Source organism: Sphingobacterium sp. UBA5639 (assembly GCF_002421245.1).
In the GTDB taxonomy this organism is placed as follows: domain Bacteria; phylum Bacteroidota; class Bacteroidia; order Sphingobacteriales; family Sphingobacteriaceae; genus Sphingobacterium; species Sphingobacterium multivorum.
Genome location: NZ_DIJR01000029.1, coordinates 37,374 through 58,847 on the forward strand (window position 1 = coordinate 37,374; position 21,474 = coordinate 58,847).

The following is a 21,474-nucleotide window of genomic DNA, read 5'->3' on the forward strand; positions in this document are numbered from 1 at the left end:
GAATATTGGCTATTTGGAGATTTGGAAATAAAAATATTCTTATCTTAGTAAGAGCTTGGTATATGCTTTGATAGTGTAACCGTATAATTTGAATAGTATTTAATTCTTTGAACAATGAAAATTAAAAGATTTTTGGTCGCCCTATGTGGTTTATTTGCATTAGTATCATTAAACTCCTGTGGCTACAATACGATGGTCTCACAAGATGAGAATGTTAAAGGAAAATGGGCACAAGTTGAAAATGCGTATCAACGTCGTGCGGATCTAGTTCCAAATTTGGTTAATACAGTAAAAGGAGCGGCAAAACACGAAGAAAGTACATTGACAGCTGTTGTAGAAGCAAGAGCTAAAGCTACTTCCGTGACGATTAATGCCGATGATTTGTCTGAGGAGAATATTGCCAAGTTTCAAAAAGTTCAAGATGAATTCAGCGGTTCGTTGAGTCGTCTTTTGGCGTCTGTTGAAGCTTATCCTGATTTGAAAGCCAATCAGAACTTTTTGGAATTACAAGCACAGCTGGAAGGTACTGAAAATCGTATTTCAACAGAACGTAGATCTTACAATGAAGCGGTACAGCAATATAATACAACCGTACGCAGCTTCCCGAATAATTTAATGGCGGGGATGTTCGGATTTAAGGCAAAAGGTACATTTACTGCTGCCCCAGGTTCGGATAAAGCGCCAACGGTATCATTCTAACAGCAAATTGTTAGGAATAAACAGGATGATGGATGATGCGGCTTTCGTAGAAGCACATCATCCATTTTTTTATCGTGTTTTAATTAGTTTAGACCCTTTGAATTTAGAATAACCGGTATGGTAATCTAGTTTTGGAGTGCAAACGTATACAAACTATGGCATTAAATTCTGAAGAACAAGAGAAGATCGTTCACGCTATTAATGTGGCTGAAAATGAGACTTCTGGTGAGATTCGTGTAGTGGTCGAAAATCATTGCCCCGACGAGGTACATGATCGTGCAACCTATTATTTTTCCAAATTGGGCATGCACAAGACTACATTGAAAAATGGTGTTCTTATCTATATCGCGCTGGAAGACCATAAATTTTCCATTATTGGCGATAAGGGAATTCACCAACGTGTAGAAGGTGATTTTTGGAACAGTACCAAAGATCTAATGGTGGCGGAGTTTCGGGTGGATCGCATTGTTGAGGGCTTGGTCAAAGGGATCGAACATGCGGGTAAACAATTGGCAAAATTCTTCCCGCGTGAACACGATGACATCAATGAGCTTCCAAATGATATTGTTTTTGGAGACCGTTAGTTGTTAAGTGACCAGAAACAGTCCCGAGAAGCTATTCCCTGTCTCACAAATAAACTGATAAAGATCGTGATAAACCCGATTTCGGGATTCACCGAACGCCATTTGCATGAAAACTGCTCAAGGCAAATAAAAATGAATAAAAGAGAATTATAGGATGAAATTTGTATCGAGATTATTTTCTCGGGTTCGGATCCCTGCTATGGCTATGTTGCTTTGTTTGCTGTCGGTAGCCACAGTATTGGGTCAAGATTTCCCAGAAACATCAAATAGGCTTGTCAATGATTATACAAACACATTGACCGCAAGTCAGAAGCAATTATTGGAGCAGAAGCTATTGGCATTTGAGGATTCTGCATCTACGCAGATTGCAGTGGTTATGATGAATTCTACCGGTGGCTATGATATTTCTGATTATGCGGTTCGTTTAGCGAAAAAATGGGGTATTGGGAATAAAAAGTATAATAACGGTATTCTGTTGTTGGTCGCTCTGGGAGATCGGGCGGTGACTATTCAAACAGGTTACGGCATAGAGGGCGCTGTCCCGGATGCCATTGCATATCGTATTATTGAAAATGATATCAAGCCGGCTTTTCGTCAGGGCGATTACTACAAAGGAGTGGACGATGCGACCAGTTCCTTAATTTCCTACACAAAAGGTGAGTACAAAGCTGATCCAAAACAACCGAAAGGAAAGGGATCAGGTTCGGTGATGTTTGTTGTTATTATTGTGATAGTCTTGGTTGTTCTTTTCTCCAATCGCGGTGGACGAGGTGGTGGCGGTGGTGGCCGTGTGATGAATGGACGCGGCGCTTCTGATATCTTTTGGTGGACATTGCTGAATGGTCTTGGCGGCGGTGGCGGCCGAGGTGGCGGCGGTGGCTTCGGCGGAGGCTCTGGTGGCGGATTTGGCGGTTTCGGTGGCGGTGATTTTGGTGGTGGCGGTGCTTCCGGACGTTGGTAACATCTTTGCTAAATAATGTTAAATAGGACGACAGTGAAACGGAAATGTTTTACATTTATGGGAAGTATATAATTATGAAAAAGGGAATATTAATGGGTTTAAGCTTTTTACCAGCCTTGTTAATGGCACAAGAAAGCTTCACGGTTACAGGAAAAGTAAACACGACGTCAGACAAAGCGAAAGTGTTTATGCAGTATGCTGCGAATGGCACTCGTCAGACTGATTCAGCAACGGTCGTAAAAGGCGAATTTAAGTTCAACGGACAGGTAGCTACACCAACAAAAGGTATGATGATCTATTCGCCGGAGGGCTTAACTTTTGCAGAACTTAGAAATAGTCAAAAGCAACCTGAGACAGCACAGTTATATCTTTCTAAAGGCGTTATCAAAGTCGATGCAACCAAAGGGTTTAAAAATGCAACGGTCTCAGGTACGGCGCTTAATGACGATCTGACGCAGTACAAGGCTTTTGTGAAACCGCATACAGATGCGTTCGAGGCATTGAACCAACAATATTATGCGGCTTCGGAGACGCAAAAACAGGATCCTAAATTCATCGAAGGCTTACAAAAACAAGCTGGTGAGATTTCCGAAAAAATGGAAAAAGCAGATGCTGAATTTATTAACAAAAACCCAAAAAGCTGGTATACGTTGGATTTGTTGTCTGAGAATGTCAGCGGTGAAAACGTCAATGAATATGTAGCTTCTTTTGAGAAAATGTCTCCTGAACTGAAAAATTCTGAAAAAGGGAAGGAATTGGCTGAGCGTATCCAGAAATTGAAAGCAGTAGCTGTTGGTTCGGTAGCTCCTGACTTCACATTGCCAGACACAACAGGAAAGAATATTTCCTTATCTTCCTTAAGAGGAAAATATGTTTTGTTGGATTTTTGGGCAAGTTGGTGTGGTCCTTGTCGTCATGAGAACCCGAATGTCGTTGCGGCTTTCAATAAATTTAAAGATAAAGGATTTACCGTGTTTGGTGTTTCTTTAGACAATCCCGGTAAAAAAGATGCTTGGTTGAAAGCTATCCATGATGATAATTTACAACAATGGCCACATGTTTCAGACCTACAGGGCTGGAAATCAGCTCCGGTAAAATTGTACGAAGTACGTGGTATTCCGCAAAACTTCCTCATTGATCCTTCTGGTAAAATTGTCGCATCAAATTTAAGAGGTGAGGCTTTGGATGCGAAGTTAGCTGAATTGCTAAAGTAAACTGATATTTAGTTGCCATTGGGCATGAATAACCCCTAATTGTTATACTCATGTGAACTGAGTCTGCAATTAGGGGTTTCTTTTTATAGTCGTCCTCATCCAATCGCTTTTTTGGCGCCGCGACTAATTGACGACTCTAAAAGGCGAATAGCGTGACGACTGCAAAACATTGAATGAATTTGCTAACTTCGTCTGCTGCTATAGCGAATGATTGCGTGAAACCGCTATATCCTCGTAACAGCGGGATTAGGGGATGATGAATCCTAGGTATTTAAACATGGTGATCAATGGGATTTCTAGCGCTATTGGGGTTATAAAATTGTAAAGATGAAGAAAACAGTAATTTTGGGTATATTCTTGGGGACGGTGATTGCTTCCTGCGGTGGCGATCAAGATAAGGGAATTCCTGTTGTCAACCTAGAGGCGTTGCATGCCATACCTTTGGATCACCCGATTGATCAATTGGCTAAAGACACGACATTTATCGATGTTACGTTGCCGCCTAATGCCCGGATCGATCAGTTGTCACAACAGGAGCTGGGTCAACTAAAGGCTGCGGCATATCGTTTTTATCAGCATGTTACACTGGAAAATAATCAATACCGTGTTGATCTTAAAGATCCAAAGGTCCTACACCTATCGGAACAGGTTATTAAGGCATATGAACAGGCGATCAGCAATACGAATCATTTTGCGGACTCGATGGCCAAAGCTGGTCAGGCCATTCAGTTGCCGCCGGTATCTGAAGAATACCGCAATAATTTGCTTAAATAACAACTGGGATTGATATGGAGCTCATGTACGCTTATGGAATATGACCGTTCGGCTATCAGGCCTTTACAAAGAATTTGAACAAATCAAGAAACACAAGGCATAAAAAAAGAGTATACATCACGATGTATACTCTTTTTTTATTGTTAGTCAAGAATAAACTAGATAATTTACAACGAAAGGATTTCAATGATACGAAGCAGATCTTCATTCATTTTTACGTTATGCTTGATGGCGCTCTTAAAGGGTGTGAACCTTACTTCACTGCAGATCAGTCCGGCCATTTCACCTCTGCGGCCTTGTAGTAAAGCCTCTACCGCTGCAACTCCAAGCCTGCTGGCCAATACGCGGTCCATGCAAGTAGGGCTTCCGCCACGCTGAATATGTCCTAAAATAGATAATCTAACGTCGTAATGCGGGAAATTTTCCTTGATTTTTTCCGATACCACCATACCGCCTTCTTTGTCGCCTTCAGCAACAATAATAATGCGGGATGATTTATTTTTACGGCTTTTGTCAAGTCTTTTCATAATCGCATCATAGTCTACCTCGAACTCAGGAACCAGAACTGCCTCAGCACCGGTACTGATACCAGAACGGACGGCGATAAGACCAGAGTCGCGGCCCATCACTTCGATCACAAAAAGTCTATCGTGAGACTCGGCGGTGTCGCGAATTTTGTCTACGGCTTGGATAACTGTATTAATGGCTGTATCATAGCCAATAGTGAAGTCTGTGCCGGCCAAATCGTTATCGATTGTGCCCGGAAGACCGATGATAGGAAAATCGAATTCTTCGATAAATTTGGATGCGCCGGTAAATGTACCATCGCCACCGATAACAACCATGGCATCAATACCGTGGCTGCGTAAATTTTCATAAGCCTGCTTACGTCCTTCAATTGTTTTGAAAGCCTCGCTGCGGGCTGTTTTTAGGATAGTACCACCACGTTGTATGATATTGGCTACAGATTTAGCATCCATAGGGATAATCTCACCATTAACTAGACCATCATAACCTCTGCGTACCCCAAATACTTCAAGATTATTGTAGATCCCCGCTCTAACAACAGCGCGGATACCAGCATTCATTCCTGGAGCATCTCCTCCAGATGTCAAAACAGCAATTTTTTTAATGTTACTCATACGTACTCAAACTTAGCTATTTTTAAGCGTATATACAATTATATTTCCGTTATTAGAAGTCGCCAATATCGCTATTAAGAACAAGCAATCGCTTTATTAACTGCAATTCATCTAAGTGTGAGCTAAAGATAATGCAAATTTAATAATTGCTTGTTCTCTGCTGTTAATCTCGACGGATACCTTCTGCTGTATACAGGCTATTTTTTTGCCTTAAATGCATCAATTCCGCTCTGTAAAAACGCTTTATATTGTTCAATATTTCTATTTGCACCAGACTGAGGTACCAATACCTTTCCAGTGTCGTCTACAATAACATATAACGGTTGTGAATTGCTATTGAACGTCGATGCTTGGAAATCACTGTTTTTATTTCCTATCGTTTTAATCTTTTTGCCACTGTATTTTGATACGAATTGTTCGTTTGCAGGTAATTCTGTTTTATCATCGACAAACAATTCGGCCATAACAAATTCTTCCTTCAATAGTTTGGCAACCGCAGGATCAGTCCAGACATTTGCTTCCATCTCCCGACAGTTAACACAGTTCCAACCTGTAAAATCTATCAATACAGGTTTATTCAGTTCTTTTGCTGTTTCCAAGGCCTGATCATAATCATAATATGGATCAAATCCTTTTGGTGTACCGCGTTCGTGAAAAATCTCCGCGTATTTTTTGACTTTACCATCACTGTGTGCGGGAGCGGCTGCTATTCCTGCCGACAGGTCAAAGTCCTGTGTTGCCGAGGGTGGCAAGAAAGCTGAAATTGATTTTAGGGGAGCTCCCCATAGCCCCGGTACCATATAGATAACGAAGGAGAATACAATGATAGCGAGAATAGTTCTCGGTACGGAGAGGAATTTTAATTCACTGTCATGTGAAAATTTAATCTTTCCAATAAGATATAAGCCCATCATACTAAAGATGGCAATCCATAGCGATAAGAACACCTCCCGATCCAGCCAATTCCAATGGTAGGCCAAATCTACATTTGATAAGAATTTCAGTGCCAGTGCAAGCTCTAAGAAGCCGAGTACAACCTTCACCGAATTTAACCAGCCACCAGATTTTGGCAGGGATTTTAACATCGAAGGGAACATCGCAAATAAGCCAAAAGGAATTGCAAGTGCTATAGAAAAGCCAAGCATACCGATTGCGGGACCTAGGCGTTCTCCTTTTGAGGCCGCTTCGACCAATAAGGTGCCAATAATGGGGCCAGTACAGGAGAAGGAGACCAGTGAAAGGCTGAATGCCATAAAGAAAAGCCCTACGAGACCGCCTTTGTCGGATTTGGCATCCATTTTATTGACAAAAGAACTCGGTAACGTGATTTCAAAAGCACCAAAAAAGGATGCGGCGAAAACAACTAATAAGAGGAAGAATAGGAAGTTAAATACCCCATTTGTGGATAAAGCATTCAATGCATCCGAACCAAAGGAAATGGTAATAATCATTCCTAAAGCGACATAGATCACAATAATAAAGAGACCGTAGAGGAGTGCCTTGCTGATACCGCTTGCGCGGCTTCCAGCCTGTTTTGTAAAATAACTTACGGTAAGTGGGAGCATTGGAAATATACATGGCATGAGTAGCGCTGCGAAGCCGCCAACTAATCCTGCGATAAAGATACTCCAAAGTGATTTTTTACTTGATTCTTGCCCGGAGGGAGCGTTTGCCTTAACAGGAGCTATTTTGCTGCTGTCCTGACTAACCATTGTGTCAGGTGAAGCTGTAAAATTTAGATCCTCAGGTACCGCTTCAACAGCGGTAGCTGTATCCGGTGATGATTCAAATTGAAGTCCTTCTGTACTTGTTAAACTATCTTGTGCGGAGGCAAAAGTTGCTGTCGTTAAAGAAAGACTGAAAAAAGCAATTAAAAGTAGAATGAATGTGTTTTTTAACATGCGTATGAATTTCTGATGTTATGGTCAAAAATAAAAAAAGGCGATGAGAATCGCCTTATTAATTTATCCGTGTAGAATCATTTTTACTATTTGATTGTCACAGCAAAAGCATATTCGTCTGGAGGAAGACATTGTGATGCATCACATGCTTGCCATTCAACAGTGCCTTTAACGGTGGCAGTTCCTTTGTTTAAAGTTACTTTTTGTTGGAAAATTACCTCGTTTGTAAAATAACCAACATCCATCTTAAATACATCCTCGTGTTTTACTTTTGGTTTCGGCTCTGCAGTTTTACCTACCAATGTATAATCTGCCGCTTTAGCAAAGTTGAAAGAAGTTGGAATTGGGCCACCATCTTTCACATTTTGTGAATATATGTGCCATCCATTTTGGATTGTAGCTTTTACATAAACTACAGCTTCTTTGTTATTTAACTTTTTGCTCGCCACAGTCCATTTTACCGGTTTGTGAATCTGAGCGAATGCTCCCGTAACTGCAAAAATTACCACAGTCATTAACAGTATTAACTTTTTCATCAGAATTTAATTTGTTCTTTCCTTTTTCACTACAATGATTGCAGTGTGTTCTTGTTCTTTGATACTTCGGGTGAATAAAGGTTTAATCACGCTGTTGACAAATTTAGAACAAAGGTTTGACAATCCTAAAATGGGTTATCCTTTTTTTGTAAAGATTAAGTAATAAGATGTGTAATTTCTTTGATATCAAATTCGCGCAAGGTGTCTTCCAAAAGAACCAGTAGCTTCCCGTCATTAGACACCTGTTGAATAATGCCAGTTTTTTTGATGCCGTCGACTAGGAATGGTCTTTCTTCACCTCTCCAAAACAATAACGCGTTGTAGCGGTTTAACTGATATTGAGCCCCCTCCTTATACAGGTTCAGGTACTCCTGTTGGATCACTTGGAATAACTCCTGTGCCAGTTCCTTGATGTTGTAATCCTGTCGATCGGTCAGGCAGGCGAGCGAGGTTATTGTTGTTGCTGTGTCAAAATTAATTTGATTAATATTTACACCAATGCCAATAATTGCGTGGTCTATTTTACTGCCTTTTAATTTATTTTCTATTAAAATGCCTGTTATTTTCTTTGAATTGACGTAAATATCATTGGGCCATTTCACGGCTACAGGCTGCTCGGTTTTGCTTTTCAGCCAATTGACGGTTGCAATGGCGATTGTGGCGGAAAGCGCAAATTGTTCCGCTATGGGCAGGAAATGAGGCTTTAAGAGGATCGATGTTGTTAGATTTTTCCCTGGTTCACTGACCCAGGAGCTTCCACGCTGCCCCTTGCCCTGAAATTGTTCTTCTGCTAAAATGGCAGTCCCCTCAGCTAGTGGCTTGAAATTTGACAATAATTCCCTGAGATAATCGTTTGTAGAGGCGACTTTGTCAAGATATATTGTATTTTGACCGATGATAAGTCCCGAAATATTGTTATTTTGCAAACTGAAAGTATTAAATAAATATTAAGTCAAAACTATCACATTTTTTAATGAGTAAAAATAAAAGTTCAGAATTGTCCCAACGTCTATCAGAAATTATCGTTTATGGTATGCAAGAAAAGAAAGCAAACGAGATCGTTCGCTTGGATTTAAGAGATCTTCACAGTTCTGTTTCCGATTATTTTGTGATTTGTCATGCCGATTCTAACATTCAGGTGAATGCGATAGCAAAGAGTGTCGAAGAAGAAGTCTATAAGGCATTTGGTCAAGAACCCCAATATAAAGAAGGACAATCCAATGGTGAATGGTTGATTTTGGATTTTGTGGATGTGGTTGTACATATCTTTAAGACCGAAAAAAGAGCGCATTATGGTATCGAGGATTTATGGGGAGATGCAGAAGTACAGCATTTCCAAAGCGCTTAATTGTCCTCAACGAAAAAATTTATAAAGAAAATATAATTACGATATAATGAAAAAAATCCCGAGTAGTAAGGTAAGCCCGAAACCGCCAAAATTCAATTTTGTGTGGCTTATGATTGCCATGTTTTTAGGTTTTTTTGCCTTACAGTACGTTTTTGGAGAAAGCCCAGCTAAGGAAGTTAGCTATAGTGATTTTGAGACACGTATGTTGAATACAGGCGCTGTAGAGCGTCTCGTCGCCTATAAAAAGAATGATCTTGTCGAAGTGGAGGTCTATCTAAAAAAGGGCTGGAAAGATAACCCAAGTTTTAAAGACGCTACAAAAGCTGCTGATCCGCTTCCAAGTCTATCAGGACAGGAAGACAAGGGTCCACAATATATTTTTAAGGATGCCTCTCCCGATGTTTTAGAAAAGAAATTAGCTGCATCGCAAGCGGAATTAACGCCAGGTACACCAAAGGTCCAGTTGACTTATGATGATCGTTCCAACCCTTGGGCAAGCTGGTTTATCACGTTTATGTTGCCGTTGTTGGTATTGGCTGCAATCTGGATCTTCTTGATGCGTCGTATGGGCGGTGGTGCTGGCGGCGGTGGCGGTGCGATCTTTAATATAGGTAAATCCAAGGCGACGTTGTTTGATAAAGAATCGCAGATCAATATCACATTTAATGATGTTGCTGGTCTTGAAGAAGCGAAACAAGAAGTTATGGAGATTGTGGATTTCTTAAAAAATCCACGTAAGTATACCAATCTAGGGGGTAAAATTCCGAAAGGCGCTTTGCTTGTAGGGCCTCCAGGAACAGGTAAGACTTTATTGGCTAAAGCTGTAGCCGGAGAGGCTCAAGTGCCATTTTTCTCGCTATCCGGATCTGACTTTGTCGAAATGTTTGTGGGTGTAGGTGCATCGCGTGTTCGCGATTTGTTTAAGCAAGCGAAAGAGAAAGCGCCATGTATCATTTTTATCGATGAGATTGACGCTATAGGTCGTGCTCGTGGTAAAAACTCGATGATGGGCGGTAATGACGAGCGTGAAAATACATTGAACCAATTATTGGTGGAGATGGATGGTTTCGGTACGGATTCAGGCGTTATTATTTTAGCGGCTACTAACCGTATCGATGTACTGGATACAGCATTGTTGCGTCCAGGACGTTTTGACCGTCAAATTTCTATTGATAAACCGGATTTGATTGGCCGTGAGCAAATTTTCAAAGTGCATCTAAAGCCGTTGAAATTATCGGCTGAGGTCGATGCAAAAAAATTATCGGCGCAGACACCTGGTTTTGCGGGAGCTGAAATTGCCAACGTGTGTAACGAAGCAGCCCTTATTGCTGCCCGTAAAAATAAACCCGAGATTGATATGCAGGATTTTCAGGATGCCGTTGATCGTGTGATCGGTGGTCTTGAGAAGAAAAACAAAATCATCTCTCCGGAAGAGAAACGTATTGTTGCTTATCATGAGGCTGGGCACGCTATTGCGGGCTGGTTTTTAGAGCACGCCGATCCTTTGGTAAAAGTGTCTATTGTACCACGTGGTGTCGCTGCTTTGGGTTATGCACAGTATCTTCCCCGTGAGCAGTTCCTATATACGACAGAACAGCTTATAGACAGTTTATGTATGACTATGGGTGGTCGTGTCGCTGAAGATATTACTTTTGGAAGAATTTCAACAGGTGCTCAAAATGACTTAGAGCGTATCACGCAACTTTCTTATGCGATGATTGCAATCTACGGTATGAATGATAAAGTTGGAAATGTTTCCTTCCGAGATAGTTCTGAGGCATCTTTCCAAAAGCCGTATTCTGACAAAACGGCAGAGCTGATTGATGCAGAGGTACGTAACTTAATTAATGACGTCTATGCACGTACCAAACAGTTATTGCTGGATAAACGTGAGGGTTTGATTAAAATAGCAGAAAAGCTATTGGAAAAAGAGATTCTTTTTCAGTCGGACTTGGAAGAGATATTAGGTAAACGTCCATTTGAAACCAAGACTACTTACGAGGAGTTTGTGAATGGTGCTGATGGTGGTGGAGTTCCACAGACAGATTTACCGTTGGATGTTCATCCGGACGAAGCGCGATCTAACGAAGGGCAGAGTTCAGAAACACCCTCCAATAATTTGAATTAATTTGAATGCTGCAGCGCTAGAGTGATCTAGCGCTGCATTTATATATATTTGCGCCATGAACGTGAAGAACGCAACAGCGAAAGAGATAATGTTAAAACGGGTACGTCAGGCATTACTACAGAAAAACGATAATCCACATCCCAATTTCAAAGAAACGCCGCTTTATAAAGAAGAGGATGAGTTGGTGGATATTGTTTTTGTTCGCGAATTGACTGCTGCGGGAGGCAAGTTTCTGTATTGTGATGGCGAGATCGGTCTGATTGAAAATCTGATTTTATTGACCGAGGAGAATAATATCAAAAATATATACGCTTGGGAACAAGGTGTTCAAAATTTACTCAGTCCATATGGTTTCCCTTTTTTAAAAACAGCGGAAGATTTTGAATCAGCAAATGCGAGCATTACCTCATGTGAAGCATTGGTTGCACGTAATGGAAGTGTTATGGTGAGTAATGCAAATGCTTCAGGACGCAGGTTGAGTATATATCCTCCAATTCATATTGTCATTGCCAAAGCTTCGCAATTGGTTTGGGATCTAAAGGATGCTTTAGCCTATATGCAGAAGCGTTACGGTCAGGAAATACCGACAATGATTTCGACAATTACCGGCCCCTCCAGGACGGCTGATATTGAGAAAAGATTGGTTTTGGGTGCACACGGACCAAAAGAACTTTACGTTTTACTTTTAGAGGATCGATTCTAGGAATTACTATGCTATTATATTATCTAACAGAAATGCCTATTGCGAGTATTATTTTCTTTTTTACGCTCGCTACCAGTATCTATACGTTTTCACATGAACAACTTTACGGTAAACTGATGTTGCATCCGTATAGTATCGCACGTAATCGAAAATGGTATACCATCCTTACCAGTGGCTTTGTGCATAAAGATTGGGGGCATCTGCTGTTTAATATGCTTACCTTCTATTATTTTGCATTTGGTTTGGAGCGCATACTTGCAGAAGCAAGTCCATACGGTCATATTTTATTTGCCGTAATCTATGTCGGTAGTTTGATCTTGAGCGATATTCCAACAATCATCCAGCAAAAAAATAACCCCGGTTACTATAGTTTAGGCGCTTCAGGTGCGATTTGTGCGGTTCTGTTTAGCTACATTCTTTTCGATCCGAAAATTACCATTGGTGTGATGATGATTATACCGATGCCGGCTTATCTGTTTGCATTTTTGTTTTTAGGTTACTGTGTGTGGGCGTCAAAAAAAGCGCAAGATGGTATAAATCACGATGCTCATTTCTTTGGCGCATTGTCGGGTCTGATCTTGACGATTATCTGTTTCCCTTGGGTTATTAAGCATTGTTTGGCTCAGTTTTAAAATTTTCCACCCCAGGTTTCCCGATCTAAATTTCTATACTGGATCGCTTCGGCGAGATGATGATTTTCGATCATTTTACTTTGCTCCATATCAGCGATTGTTCGAGCAACTTTGAGTATTCTATCGTATGCTCTTGCAGATAGGCTCAGACGTTCAATAGCCGTTTTAAGTAACTTCCTTCCGGGCTCATCAATCTGACATATTTCTCGGGTCAATTGTGTACTCATCTGGGCATTACAATGGATGTCTGGGAAGGATTTAAAACGTTCTTTCTGGATTTCGCGTGTCTGAATGACCCGACGGCGTACCGTGCGGCTATCATCTATAGAACGTGTTGTATTCAATTCATCAAATAGCACGGGGGTGACTTCGATGTGGAGGTCTATACGGTCTAAAAGTGGTCCTGATATTTTGCTTAGATAACGCTGAACGGTGTTAGTGCCGCAGATGCATTCTTTCTCGGGGTGATTGAAATAACCACAGGGGCAGGGATTCATGGCAGCAATGAGCATAAAACTTGCGGGGTACTCGACGGTAAGTTTAGCTCTTGATATCGTAATTTGACGCGATTCAAGTGGCTGACGCATGACTTCGAGGACGCTCCGTTTGAATTCTGGCAATTCGTCAAGGAATAATACGCCATGGTGGGATAAAGAAATTTCACCCGGCAATGGATTTGAGCCGCCCCCTACCATGGCCACATCGGATATTGTATGATGTGGAGAACGAAAGGGCCGTGCAGTGACGAGGGAGTCTTTCGCCTTTAGATTTCCAGACACAGAGTGTATTTTGGTCGTTTCCAGCGATTCGGTCATATTGAGTGGGGGAAGGATCGTTGGTAGTCTTTTTGCCAACATGGTTTTTCCTGCTCCTGGTGGACCTATTAAAATAAGGTTATGTCCACCAGATGCTGCGATTTCCAGCGCTCGTTTGATATTCTCCTGTCCTTGTACATCAGAGAAATCGACGTCATAAATGGCCGTATCATCCTGAAAAAATGTTTGTATGTTAACTTTTGTAGGCTCGATTGTTACAGTATGATTGAGAAATTCCACTACTTGGGTCAGATTTTCTACACCAATAACATCGATTTCAGTGACGATAGCTGCCTCTTTTGCATTGGCTTTAGGTAATATTATTCCTTTAAACCCTTCTTTGCGCGCCTGTAATGCAATTGGTAGAACACCACGTATGGGCTTAATACTTCCGTCTAATGATAGCTCGCCTAAAATAAGATAGTCTTCCAGACGGATATTTGTGATTTGGCCGGAAGATGCTAATATGCCTATTGCAATTGATAGGTCGTAACTTGAACCTTCTTTACGAATATCTGCGGGTGCCAAGTTGACAACGATCTTTTGGCGTGGCATGTGAAGTTGACAGGAATTAATGGCACTTTCGATACGTCTTAAGCTTTCTTTAACGGCATTGTCAGGCAGGCCAACGATATAATAATGGAGGCCAGTAGATACGATTACCTCGACGGTAATAGTGCAGGCATTTATCCCATAGACGGCGCTGCAATAGGTTTTATTTAGCATAATTTTCATAATCGACTGATTTAAAGATACTAAAAAATTGAGTAAGTTAATAATTGTCGGGTGAAATATTGATGGAGGATCTAAGATTACCGAAAAAAATGATTATATTGTTAATATAGTTCCTTATTAATAAAGGATAAAAAGCATTGTTTGGCAAACGATTTGCTTTGTTAATTGTATTATTAACGAGGACTAGATTCTTCGTAATAGATTTAGAACTTTAAAAGAAAAAGAAATGAATGACACAAGTAAAGTAGCTTTGGCGTTATTAGCCGGTCTTGCCGCGGGTGCAGCTTTGGGAGTTTTATTTGCTCCAGACAAAGGGTCGGATACAAGAGATAAAATAAATGATTCATTAAGCGATTTGAGTGATGCTATTCGGGAAAGAGCAGAGGAGCAATTTGATCAGTTGAATGATTTCAAAGAGAAGATTGTTTCTACGTTAAAAGGGAAGTTAAATCAGGCAGAAGAAGTGCTGGATGATGATATCATCGAACATGCATAGTTCGCAGATTATTCAAAAGAATAATTGGTGTAGAGTACATATTATCAGGCTATTTCGCGAGATAGCTGTTTTTACGATAGCTGCGCGCTCTTCATGGGTATAGAGTAGTGCTGTGTTGCGGTTATAAGATACAGCGTTTTCGTTTTTTTAGTTATGGGCTGAAATAGCCTGAATAAATTTTAGATGCATGGAAGAAGAAAAATTTTCACTAAGTGGTACGTTTCAAAAGACCAAGGAGTATATTGACTCCCAATTTAAACTTGTTAAATTAAAAACAATTGAACGATCATCTCGTTTAATTGCAAGCTTAGTGGTAGATGCAACTAAGCTTATTTTTACTTTATTTGTTCTGTTTTTCTTATGCTTAGCACTAGGTTTTTGGCTGGGAGAGTTATTGGGTAGTTATTCATTAGGTTTTTTGGCAACAGCAGGTATCTTCTTAGTGATCATTATCCTAATCCGCGTTTTTGAGCCTATGCTGGAATCAAAATTTATGGATCTCTCCATTCGACGTTTTTTGGCTAAATGGAACGATGAAATTGAGGAAGAAGAGGAAGAACTGCATAAAGAAAAACTTGATAGAGAAAGGGCTACAAATGAACAATAAACAGACCAAAATACGTAATTTACAGGAACTTAAAGCTGAAATATTGCGCTTAAAGACATTAAAGAATGAGCAGGAGCTATATCTAAAGGCTCAATTTACATTGCTTAACAATAAAATAGAGGCCCCCATCCGTTTTTTTAATTCCTTAAAAAATAATATCCCGGGTGCGAATATTATACAGCAGATGTTTGCCAAAAGTAATAATCCAGATTCTGATTGGTTAACGAAGATCTTACGTATTGGGGTTCCCTTTGTTATGAATAGGTTGTTCCTAAAAAATACGGGCGTTTTAAAGAAAGCGCTGATGTTGCTGTTATCAGAGCGTGCTGTCGGCCAGATCAATCAAGATAAAATCACCGGCCTCATCGGTAAATTAACGAGCTTTATTCGTCCCAAGAAAAAGAAGAAAAATAAAGCTGCGGAAGCTGAAAATGCAGTGATCAAGGATGAGGTTAACGAGTACGGAATTCCTTCCTATAGCGAGACCTACTAATGCGATCGCGTTGGATTTATTCAAAAGCATTTGCTTCTTTCTTCAAAAAATCCGCATAAGCTAGTTGAATGCCTTCCCGAAGGTTAACTCGATGTTTCCAGCCCAGCGCATGTAGTTTTGAGACATCCATGAGTTTTCGCGGTGTTCCGTCAGGTTTGGAACTGTCGAAGGAAATAGTTCCCTGGTAACCAATGACGTCTTTAATCAATTCGGCAAGTTCCTTAATGCTTAAATCTTCGCCAATGCCAATGTTGACAAATTGTTTCTCGTCGTAATTATTCATTAAGAAAACGCAGGCATCTGCCAGGTCATCGGAAAAAAGAAATTCCCGTAAGGGGGTCCCTGTTCCCCAGATCATAACTTCAGGGAGCTGATTGATTTTAGCTTCATGAAATCTTCTGATCAAGGCCGGTAAGACATGTGAATTTTGCGGATGGTAATTGTCGTTAATTCCGTAAAGATTTGTTGGCATAACGGAGATATAATTGCATCCATACTGATCCCTGAAAGCTTCCGCCATTTTTATTCCCGCGATTTTAGCAATTGCGTAAGGCTCATTTGTAGGCTCCAGAGTACCCGTGAGTAGCATGTCTTCATTCAAAGGCTGCGGAGCCATTTTTGGATAGATACAGCTTGAGCCTAAGAACATTAATTTTTTAACCTTATTATCGTAGGAAGATTTGATGACGTTATTCTGTATAGCCATATTCTCGTAGATAAAATCAGCGCGATAGGTGTTGTTCGCCATGATCCCGCCAACTTTGGCTGCGGCTAAGAAAACATAGTCCGGTTTTTCCTGATCGAAAAAATCAGCCACTGCTTGCTGATTGCGCAGATCTAATTCGGAAGATGTGCGTGTGACAATGTTGTTGTACCCAAGCTCCGATAGTTTGCGATGAATTGCCGATCCGACCATTCCACGATGGCCTGCTATATAAATTTTAGCGTCTTTCTCCACGATAAGTTATTGATTCCTGCAAACTTAGATAAATTGCTTTTTATATGCAATATAATTCGCCCGTGTGGATGCAATTTATGCATTCCTGTGTCTGCTACAGGACTTCAGATTGTTCTGTAATTACCGGTATTCGTGCTGTCTCTCAGATTTATTTTTTTTAGCGGGAATATAAGGTTATTTTTGCGGGATATTTATTAAAAAATGGGAAAGGACAAACTACGTAAATTTGCTGAAGTTGCTACTTTTGAAAATGTAATCCAACTCGACGCAGGCAAAGAATATAAAGGAAAATGGGCTGAGAAGCAATTTGGTAACAATAATCCAGTTGTTTTGGAGCTTGCTTGTGGTAAAGGTGAGTATACTGTTAATCTAGCGAGATTGTTTCCGGAGAAAAATTTCATCGGTATCGATTTTAAAGGTAATCGTATTTGGCGAGGAGCCAAAACAGCTTTGGAGGATGGAATTCGGAATGTTGCTTTTCTTCGGATACAAATTGAGACTATCCTTGAACATTTTGCTGAAAATGAAATTGATGAGATCTGGATTACCTTTCCGGATCCGCAACCGCAAGATAGCCGAGAAAAGAAACGATTGACCGGGCCAAAGTTTTTGGAACGTTATAAAATCATTATGAAGCCTGAAGGAATGATGAATCTGAAAACAGACAATGACGGTTTTTATGCTTACACACTAGAGCAGATCGATTTACAGGGTTTGAAAAAATATAAGGAAACGACAGATCTTTACCATTCAGACTTGGTTGATAACGTTTTATCCATTAAAACATATTACGAACGGAAGTATTTGGCGCATGACAAGAACATTAACTATGTGAAGTGGAGTTTCGAGAAGGCTTAAGCCTTAACGCTTCTATTGTAATAAAGAGCCCAACGAAAGTTTGGGCTCTTTTTGTTTTCTTCAGTATTGCGGATACTGAAGCTTTGATCACCCACTTTTTACCCCAGTTGGCAGCTGTGTCTACGGTTATTTACTCTTGTCGTAGTTTTACATGAAAGTTACCGTATACTTCCAGTATAGTTACGGTATTGTTTTAGCATGGATATAGTAGTTATGTAAAATACTAAATAGCTACTTAAAGGGGGGAGTAAATTTACTTAAAACATCCTAGAATCCTCCTTTCGGGCCCTTTCCGACGGTCTTATAATTCCTAAAAGACTAAGTAATTCTTGTTTTTTTTATTTTAATATGGGCTTTTAAATAATTTCGATTTATTTCGTTTTTTAAATATTATTAATTATTTTCGATTTGTAAATATAAAATAACCAAAGAAAGATCGCTTAAAAGCGTGCCTAATGCATGATAATCCCTTCAGGGTGAACTTCAAAGCATTTTATTAAAACGGTAATAGTATGATAAAAGGAAATGCTATTCGAAACAATTGTTAACAAAAAGAAAACATTAAGTTAAAACAAACTTTTTGTTAAGAATATATTTTTGTGCCAAATTGAAAATTAACAATTTACACCAATAACTATGTTTAGTATTAACCCTATCCAAATTAATCTAAGGCACTCCTCCTCGAAAGTGCTATTTGTGGCATTAGCAATTGCCTGTAATATGGATTTTACAGCAATGGCGGCTCCACTAGGATCTGATCAAGCTGTGCATGCAGTTAAGCAGACCAAGATTAGAGTAAAAGGGCAAGTTGTCGATAATCAGACGAAAGAACCTTTGGCATCCGTATCAATCCTTGCAGCGGGTGTAGTTAAAGGAGCGACGGACAGAAATGGTAATTTCGATATTGAAGTAGAATCAGGGACAGCAATCCGTTTTCAGCTAATCGGTTACGAAGCGGAAACGCAAACTTTTTCGTCAGCCCAATTGAATGCTAAAATTTTTTTAAGTTCGAGATCGGAGGCGCTCAATGAAGTCGTTGTGACAGCACTAGGCATACAGCGAGAAGAGAAGGCATTAGGCTATTCCATAAGCACGGTCAAAGGCGAGGAATTGACGAATGCAATTTCAAACAATTGGACGGATGCTCTAACAGGAAAAGTCGCTGGTTTGAATTTGGTAAAGTCGGGTGCGGGGCCATTGGGATCCAATCAGATTATTTTAAGAGGGGAAACATCTTTTACGGGCGATAATTCCGCATTGATTGTTGTGGATGGTGTTGTCATGGGAGGAGGGACGCGGATGACCGGTAATGGTAGTTCCAATTATTTGGATAGTGATTCTCCTGTAGATTTTGGAACATCATTGGCGGATATTAATCCGGATGATATCGAGTCCGTTTCAGTATTGAAAGGACCAGGCGCTTCAGCGCTCTATGGTTCCCGTGGCGCACATGGCGCGGTGATTATTACCACAAAAAAGGGAAAAGGGGCTAAAAATAAAATTGGTGTATCCGTTAATTCGAATACGGCAATTGGGACAATTAACAGATGGCCCGATTATCAATACGAATATGGTCAAGGTGCGATTGATCAGGATCTTTATTATTCCTACGGACAGTCAGAGGATGGTGCAAGTACTTTAAGTACGTCTTCTGCTTGGGGACCCAAATTTGATGGACAGTATTATTACCAGTACGATCCTAATTTCTATCGTTTGACACCTCCAGAGCGGACTTTATGGAGACCCTATGAAAACAACCGAAAGGATCTTTTCCAAACGGAGCTCACGTCTACCAATTCGATCAGTATTTCTGGTGCCACAGAAAAGACCAGCTCAAGGTTTTCTTATACGAATGTGACGAATAAATGGATTATTCCCAACATGGGCTATAATCGGAATACCATCGCGATGCAGTTCAATAATAAGATTACGGATAAGTTGAGTCTTTCAACAAAAATTAATTTTAATAATAGAGGATCAGACAATTTACCAAATAGCGGTTATAACAATCAAAGTTACATGTACTTTGTACGGGGCATTGTGCCGAATGTGAATGCAGCTTGGCTAGAGCAGAATTGGATTCTAGGAAAGGAAGGAATTGAACAGATGACTCCGTTTTCAAACCTGTTGGATAATCCAAGAACCATATCTTATGATATGATCAATGCGCAGGATAAAAACAATATTATTGGAAATTTACAGGCCGATTATAAATTCAATAAGGAGTTGAATTTGATGGTGCGGACAGGAATCGATTGGAGCTATGATAAACGCAAACAATCGAGACCATTTGATACCTATAAGTACGCTTATGGCTATTACCGGGAGCAGTCCATCAATAACCAGGAAATTACTTCCGACTTTTTATTGCAATATAACAATCAACGGAACAATCTTCACAAATTTGGCGCATCGGTTGGAGGTTCATTGATGCACAATAAGTATATTAAAGATGATGCTTACGCTAATAGTCTTATTTATCCAAACCAATATAATTTTGCCAATGCGAGGGAAAAAATCGTTTATTTACCTTACCGCGAGGAATATGCAGCCAATAGCTTATATGCCTTACTAAATTATAGTTATAAGGATATGATTTTTGTCGATGCAACGAATCGTATCGACTGGGCGAGTACATTAGCATCTCCGAAACGGAATGAAGTTAAACCATTTATATACCCTTCGCTTAATACAAGTTTTGTTATTTCCCAATTGCTAAACCTGCCAAAAGCGATAAATTTTTGGAAAGTCAGAGCATCGATTGCTCAAGTCGGAGGTGGAGGAAAACGGGCTTATCTAAACTCTTATGGTTACCGTAGTGTTGAGGGGACCACTGGAGGGCTTACAAATCCAACCACCGTTCCAGATGAAAATCTGACGTTCGAAAGTACGCGTTCTTATGAAGTAGGAACAGATTTTAGAATGTTCAGAGATCGACTTAGATTAGATCTTACTCTGTATTCAAACTCGACATTTGATCAGATTATTGAGTCTCCGCTGGATCCTTCAAGCGGTTTCAGAAATCAGATTACGAATGCTGGAGAGGTACGGAATAGGGGGATAGAGATTGCGCTTTCTGGCGATATTATCAAGAAGAAAGATGGCTTAAATTGGAATATGTATGGAAATTTTACGAGCTATGATTCGAAAGTTATTTCCATACCTGCAGATCTGCAAGGAGAATTAGTGCTATCCACGTTGTTTGGAAGTAGAGGAACAATTGTGGCCATACCTGGTAAACGATTTGGTGATATCTATGGACTCGGATATGAGCGAAATCAGGATGGTCAAATTATTTATGAAAATGGACTTCCTGTATTGTCCCAACAGAACATGTATATCGGTAATCCAAATGCAACGACCAAATTTGGTTGGGGGAATGAATTTAAATACAAAGGATTTAGATTTAATTTCTTATTTGATGGTCAATTCGGCGGAGTGGGATATTCGTTGACGCATGCCGTATTGATGGAAGAGGGAAAATTAAAAAAGACAATTCCGGGACGATATAATGGTATTATCGGCGATGGTGTTGTGAAGAATAGTGATGGAAGCTACAGCAAGAATACAGTTGTTGCGTCTGCTGGAGATTATTATGCTAAACATTTTAACCGGGATAATATAGAATCAAATACGTTTTCCACGGACTTTATAAAGCTTCGTGAGGTCAGATTTGACTATACATTACCTAAGTCTTTTGTTGAACGCTTGAAAATTGAGCGCGCATCAATTGGCGTGTACGGAAGAGATCTGTTTGTCATGACCAAATGGCCTTCATTTGACCCAGAGTTTGGATCGCTAAATTCAAGCGGTATTGAGAAGGGCGCAGAGATTGCCCAGTTCCCTTCAACCCGCACAATGGGTGTCAATTTATCATTCTCATTTTAAAT

20 protein-coding genes are annotated in these 21,474 nt (G+C 40.2%); 14 read left to right on the forward strand and 6 right to left on the reverse strand.

All coding sequences use genetic code 11. From position 1 onward, the window contains the following. The first annotated feature begins 120 nt into the window (after window positions 1-120). The 5 genes from B4Z90_RS17100 (at window position 121) to B4Z90_RS17120 (ending at window position 4,232) form a co-directional block, all read left to right on the forward strand. Window positions 121-699 carry a LemA family protein gene (locus B4Z90_RS17100; protein WP_046673163.1) on the forward strand — a complete coding sequence of 193 codons (579 nt, stop codon included), beginning with the start codon at window positions 121-123 and terminating at the stop codon, window positions 697-699. Window positions 700-854: 155 nt separating this feature from the next. Beyond that, window positions 855-1,283 (forward strand): TPM domain-containing protein, encoded by a 429-nt coding sequence (locus tag B4Z90_RS17105; protein WP_070561453.1) that lies wholly within the window; start codon window positions 855-857, stop codon window positions 1,281-1,283. A gap of 199 nt (window positions 1,284-1,482) precedes the next feature. Then, the gene (locus B4Z90_RS17110) at window positions 1,483-2,244 is read left to right on the forward strand and encodes a TPM domain-containing protein (RefSeq protein WP_046673124.1); all 762 of its coding nucleotides are present in this window, start codon (window positions 1,483-1,485) and stop codon (window positions 2,242-2,244) included. Window positions 2,245-2,318: 74 nt separating this feature from the next. Then, window positions 2,319-3,458, forward strand: a complete 1,140-nt coding sequence (locus B4Z90_RS17115; protein WP_286752798.1) for a TlpA disulfide reductase family protein — start codon at window positions 2,319-2,321, stop codon at window positions 3,456-3,458. A gap of 327 nt (window positions 3,459-3,785) precedes the next feature. Beyond that, on the forward strand, window positions 3,786-4,232 hold the full coding sequence (locus B4Z90_RS17120) for a hypothetical protein (RefSeq protein ID WP_070561451.1): 447 nt from the start codon (window positions 3,786-3,788) through the stop codon (window positions 4,230-4,232). Window positions 4,233-4,399: 167 nt separating this feature from the next. On the opposite strand, the gene pfkA is transcribed toward B4Z90_RS17120, so the two are convergent. The 4 genes from pfkA to B4Z90_RS17140 form a co-directional block, all read right to left on the reverse strand. Continuing rightward, window positions 4,400-5,374 (reverse strand): 6-phosphofructokinase, encoded by a 975-nt coding sequence (pfkA, locus tag B4Z90_RS17125; protein WP_046673127.1) that lies wholly within the window; start codon window positions 5,372-5,374, stop codon window positions 4,400-4,402. A 197-nt stretch (window positions 5,375-5,571) separates the two neighbouring features. Continuing rightward, window positions 5,572-7,275 carry a protein-disulfide reductase DsbD family protein gene (locus tag B4Z90_RS17130; RefSeq protein WP_112375079.1) on the reverse strand — a complete coding sequence of 568 codons (1,704 nt, stop codon included), beginning with the start codon at window positions 7,273-7,275 and terminating at the stop codon, window positions 5,572-5,574. Window positions 7,276-7,361: 86 nt separating this feature from the next. Next, window positions 7,362-7,811, reverse strand: a complete 450-nt coding sequence (locus tag B4Z90_RS17135) for a protein-disulfide reductase DsbD domain-containing protein (protein ID WP_070561447.1) — start codon at window positions 7,809-7,811, stop codon at window positions 7,362-7,364. Between the two features lie 155 nt (window positions 7,812-7,966). Next, window positions 7,967-8,737: a biotin--[acetyl-CoA-carboxylase] ligase gene (locus B4Z90_RS17140; protein WP_083295773.1), complete on the reverse strand. Its 771-nt coding sequence runs from the start codon at window positions 8,735-8,737 to the stop codon at window positions 7,967-7,969. A gap of 47 nt (window positions 8,738-8,784) precedes the next feature. Here B4Z90_RS17140 and rsfS point away from each other — a divergent pair, with 47 nt between their 5' ends. The 4 genes from rsfS to B4Z90_RS17160 are packed head-to-tail and all read left to right on the forward strand — an operon-like array spanning window position 8,785 to window position 12,622. Further along, on the forward strand, window positions 8,785-9,159 hold the full coding sequence (gene rsfS / locus B4Z90_RS17145) for a ribosome silencing factor (protein WP_046673130.1): 375 nt from the start codon (window positions 8,785-8,787) through the stop codon (window positions 9,157-9,159). Window positions 9,160-9,205: 46 nt separating this feature from the next. Then, entirely contained in the window at window positions 9,206-11,287 is a 2,082-nt protein-coding gene (ftsH, locus tag B4Z90_RS17150) for an ATP-dependent zinc metalloprotease FtsH (RefSeq protein WP_112375078.1), read from the forward strand. Window positions 11,288-11,342: 55 nt separating this feature from the next. Then, window positions 11,343-11,990, forward strand: a complete 648-nt coding sequence (locus tag B4Z90_RS17155) for a LutC/YkgG family protein (RefSeq protein WP_070561445.1) — start codon at window positions 11,343-11,345, stop codon at window positions 11,988-11,990. Window positions 11,991-11,998: 8 nt separating this feature from the next. Next, the gene (locus tag B4Z90_RS17160; RefSeq protein WP_070561442.1) at window positions 11,999-12,622 is read left to right on the forward strand and encodes a rhomboid family intramembrane serine protease; all 624 of its coding nucleotides are present in this window, start codon (window positions 11,999-12,001) and stop codon (window positions 12,620-12,622) included. Here the strand turns inward: B4Z90_RS17160 and B4Z90_RS17165 are convergent. Then, window positions 12,619-14,163 carry a YifB family Mg chelatase-like AAA ATPase gene (locus B4Z90_RS17165; RefSeq protein WP_070561518.1) on the reverse strand — a complete coding sequence of 515 codons (1,545 nt, stop codon included), beginning with the start codon at window positions 14,161-14,163 and terminating at the stop codon, window positions 12,619-12,621. The genes B4Z90_RS17160 and B4Z90_RS17165 overlap by 4 nt on opposite strands. Before the next feature lie 235 nt (window positions 14,164-14,398). On the opposite strand from B4Z90_RS17165, the gene B4Z90_RS17170 reads away from it, so the two are divergent. From B4Z90_RS17170 to B4Z90_RS17180, 3 genes are all read left to right on the forward strand, one after another. Beyond that, window positions 14,399-14,668, forward strand: a complete 270-nt coding sequence (locus tag B4Z90_RS17170; protein WP_070561440.1) for a YtxH domain-containing protein — start codon at window positions 14,399-14,401, stop codon at window positions 14,666-14,668. Between the two features lie 187 nt (window positions 14,669-14,855). Then, window positions 14,856-15,275, forward strand: coding sequence for a hypothetical protein (locus tag B4Z90_RS17175; RefSeq protein WP_070561438.1), 420 nt, complete (start codon window positions 14,856-14,858; stop codon window positions 15,273-15,275). Continuing rightward, window positions 15,265-15,768 carry a hypothetical protein gene (locus B4Z90_RS17180; protein WP_070561436.1) on the forward strand — a complete coding sequence of 168 codons (504 nt, stop codon included), beginning with the start codon at window positions 15,265-15,267 and terminating at the stop codon, window positions 15,766-15,768. The genes B4Z90_RS17175 and B4Z90_RS17180 overlap by 11 nt, the downstream gene beginning before the upstream one ends. A gap of 16 nt (window positions 15,769-15,784) precedes the next feature. Here B4Z90_RS17180 and fcl read toward each other — a convergent pair whose 3' ends face one another. Further along, window positions 15,785-16,726: a GDP-L-fucose synthase gene (gene fcl, locus B4Z90_RS17185; protein ID WP_070561434.1), complete on the reverse strand. Its 942-nt coding sequence runs from the start codon at window positions 16,724-16,726 to the stop codon at window positions 15,785-15,787. A 201-nt stretch (window positions 16,727-16,927) separates the two neighbouring features. On the opposite strand from fcl, the gene trmB reads away from it, so the two are divergent. Beyond that, the gene (trmB, locus tag B4Z90_RS17190) at window positions 16,928-17,584 is read left to right on the forward strand and encodes a tRNA (guanosine(46)-N7)-methyltransferase TrmB (protein WP_070561432.1); all 657 of its coding nucleotides are present in this window, start codon (window positions 16,928-16,930) and stop codon (window positions 17,582-17,584) included. Window positions 17,585-18,220: 636 nt separating this feature from the next. Then, window positions 18,221-21,472, forward strand: a complete 3,252-nt coding sequence (locus tag B4Z90_RS17195) for a SusC/RagA family TonB-linked outer membrane protein (RefSeq protein WP_083295772.1) — start codon at window positions 18,221-18,223, stop codon at window positions 21,470-21,472. Window positions 21,473-21,474: the final 2 nt, after the last annotated feature.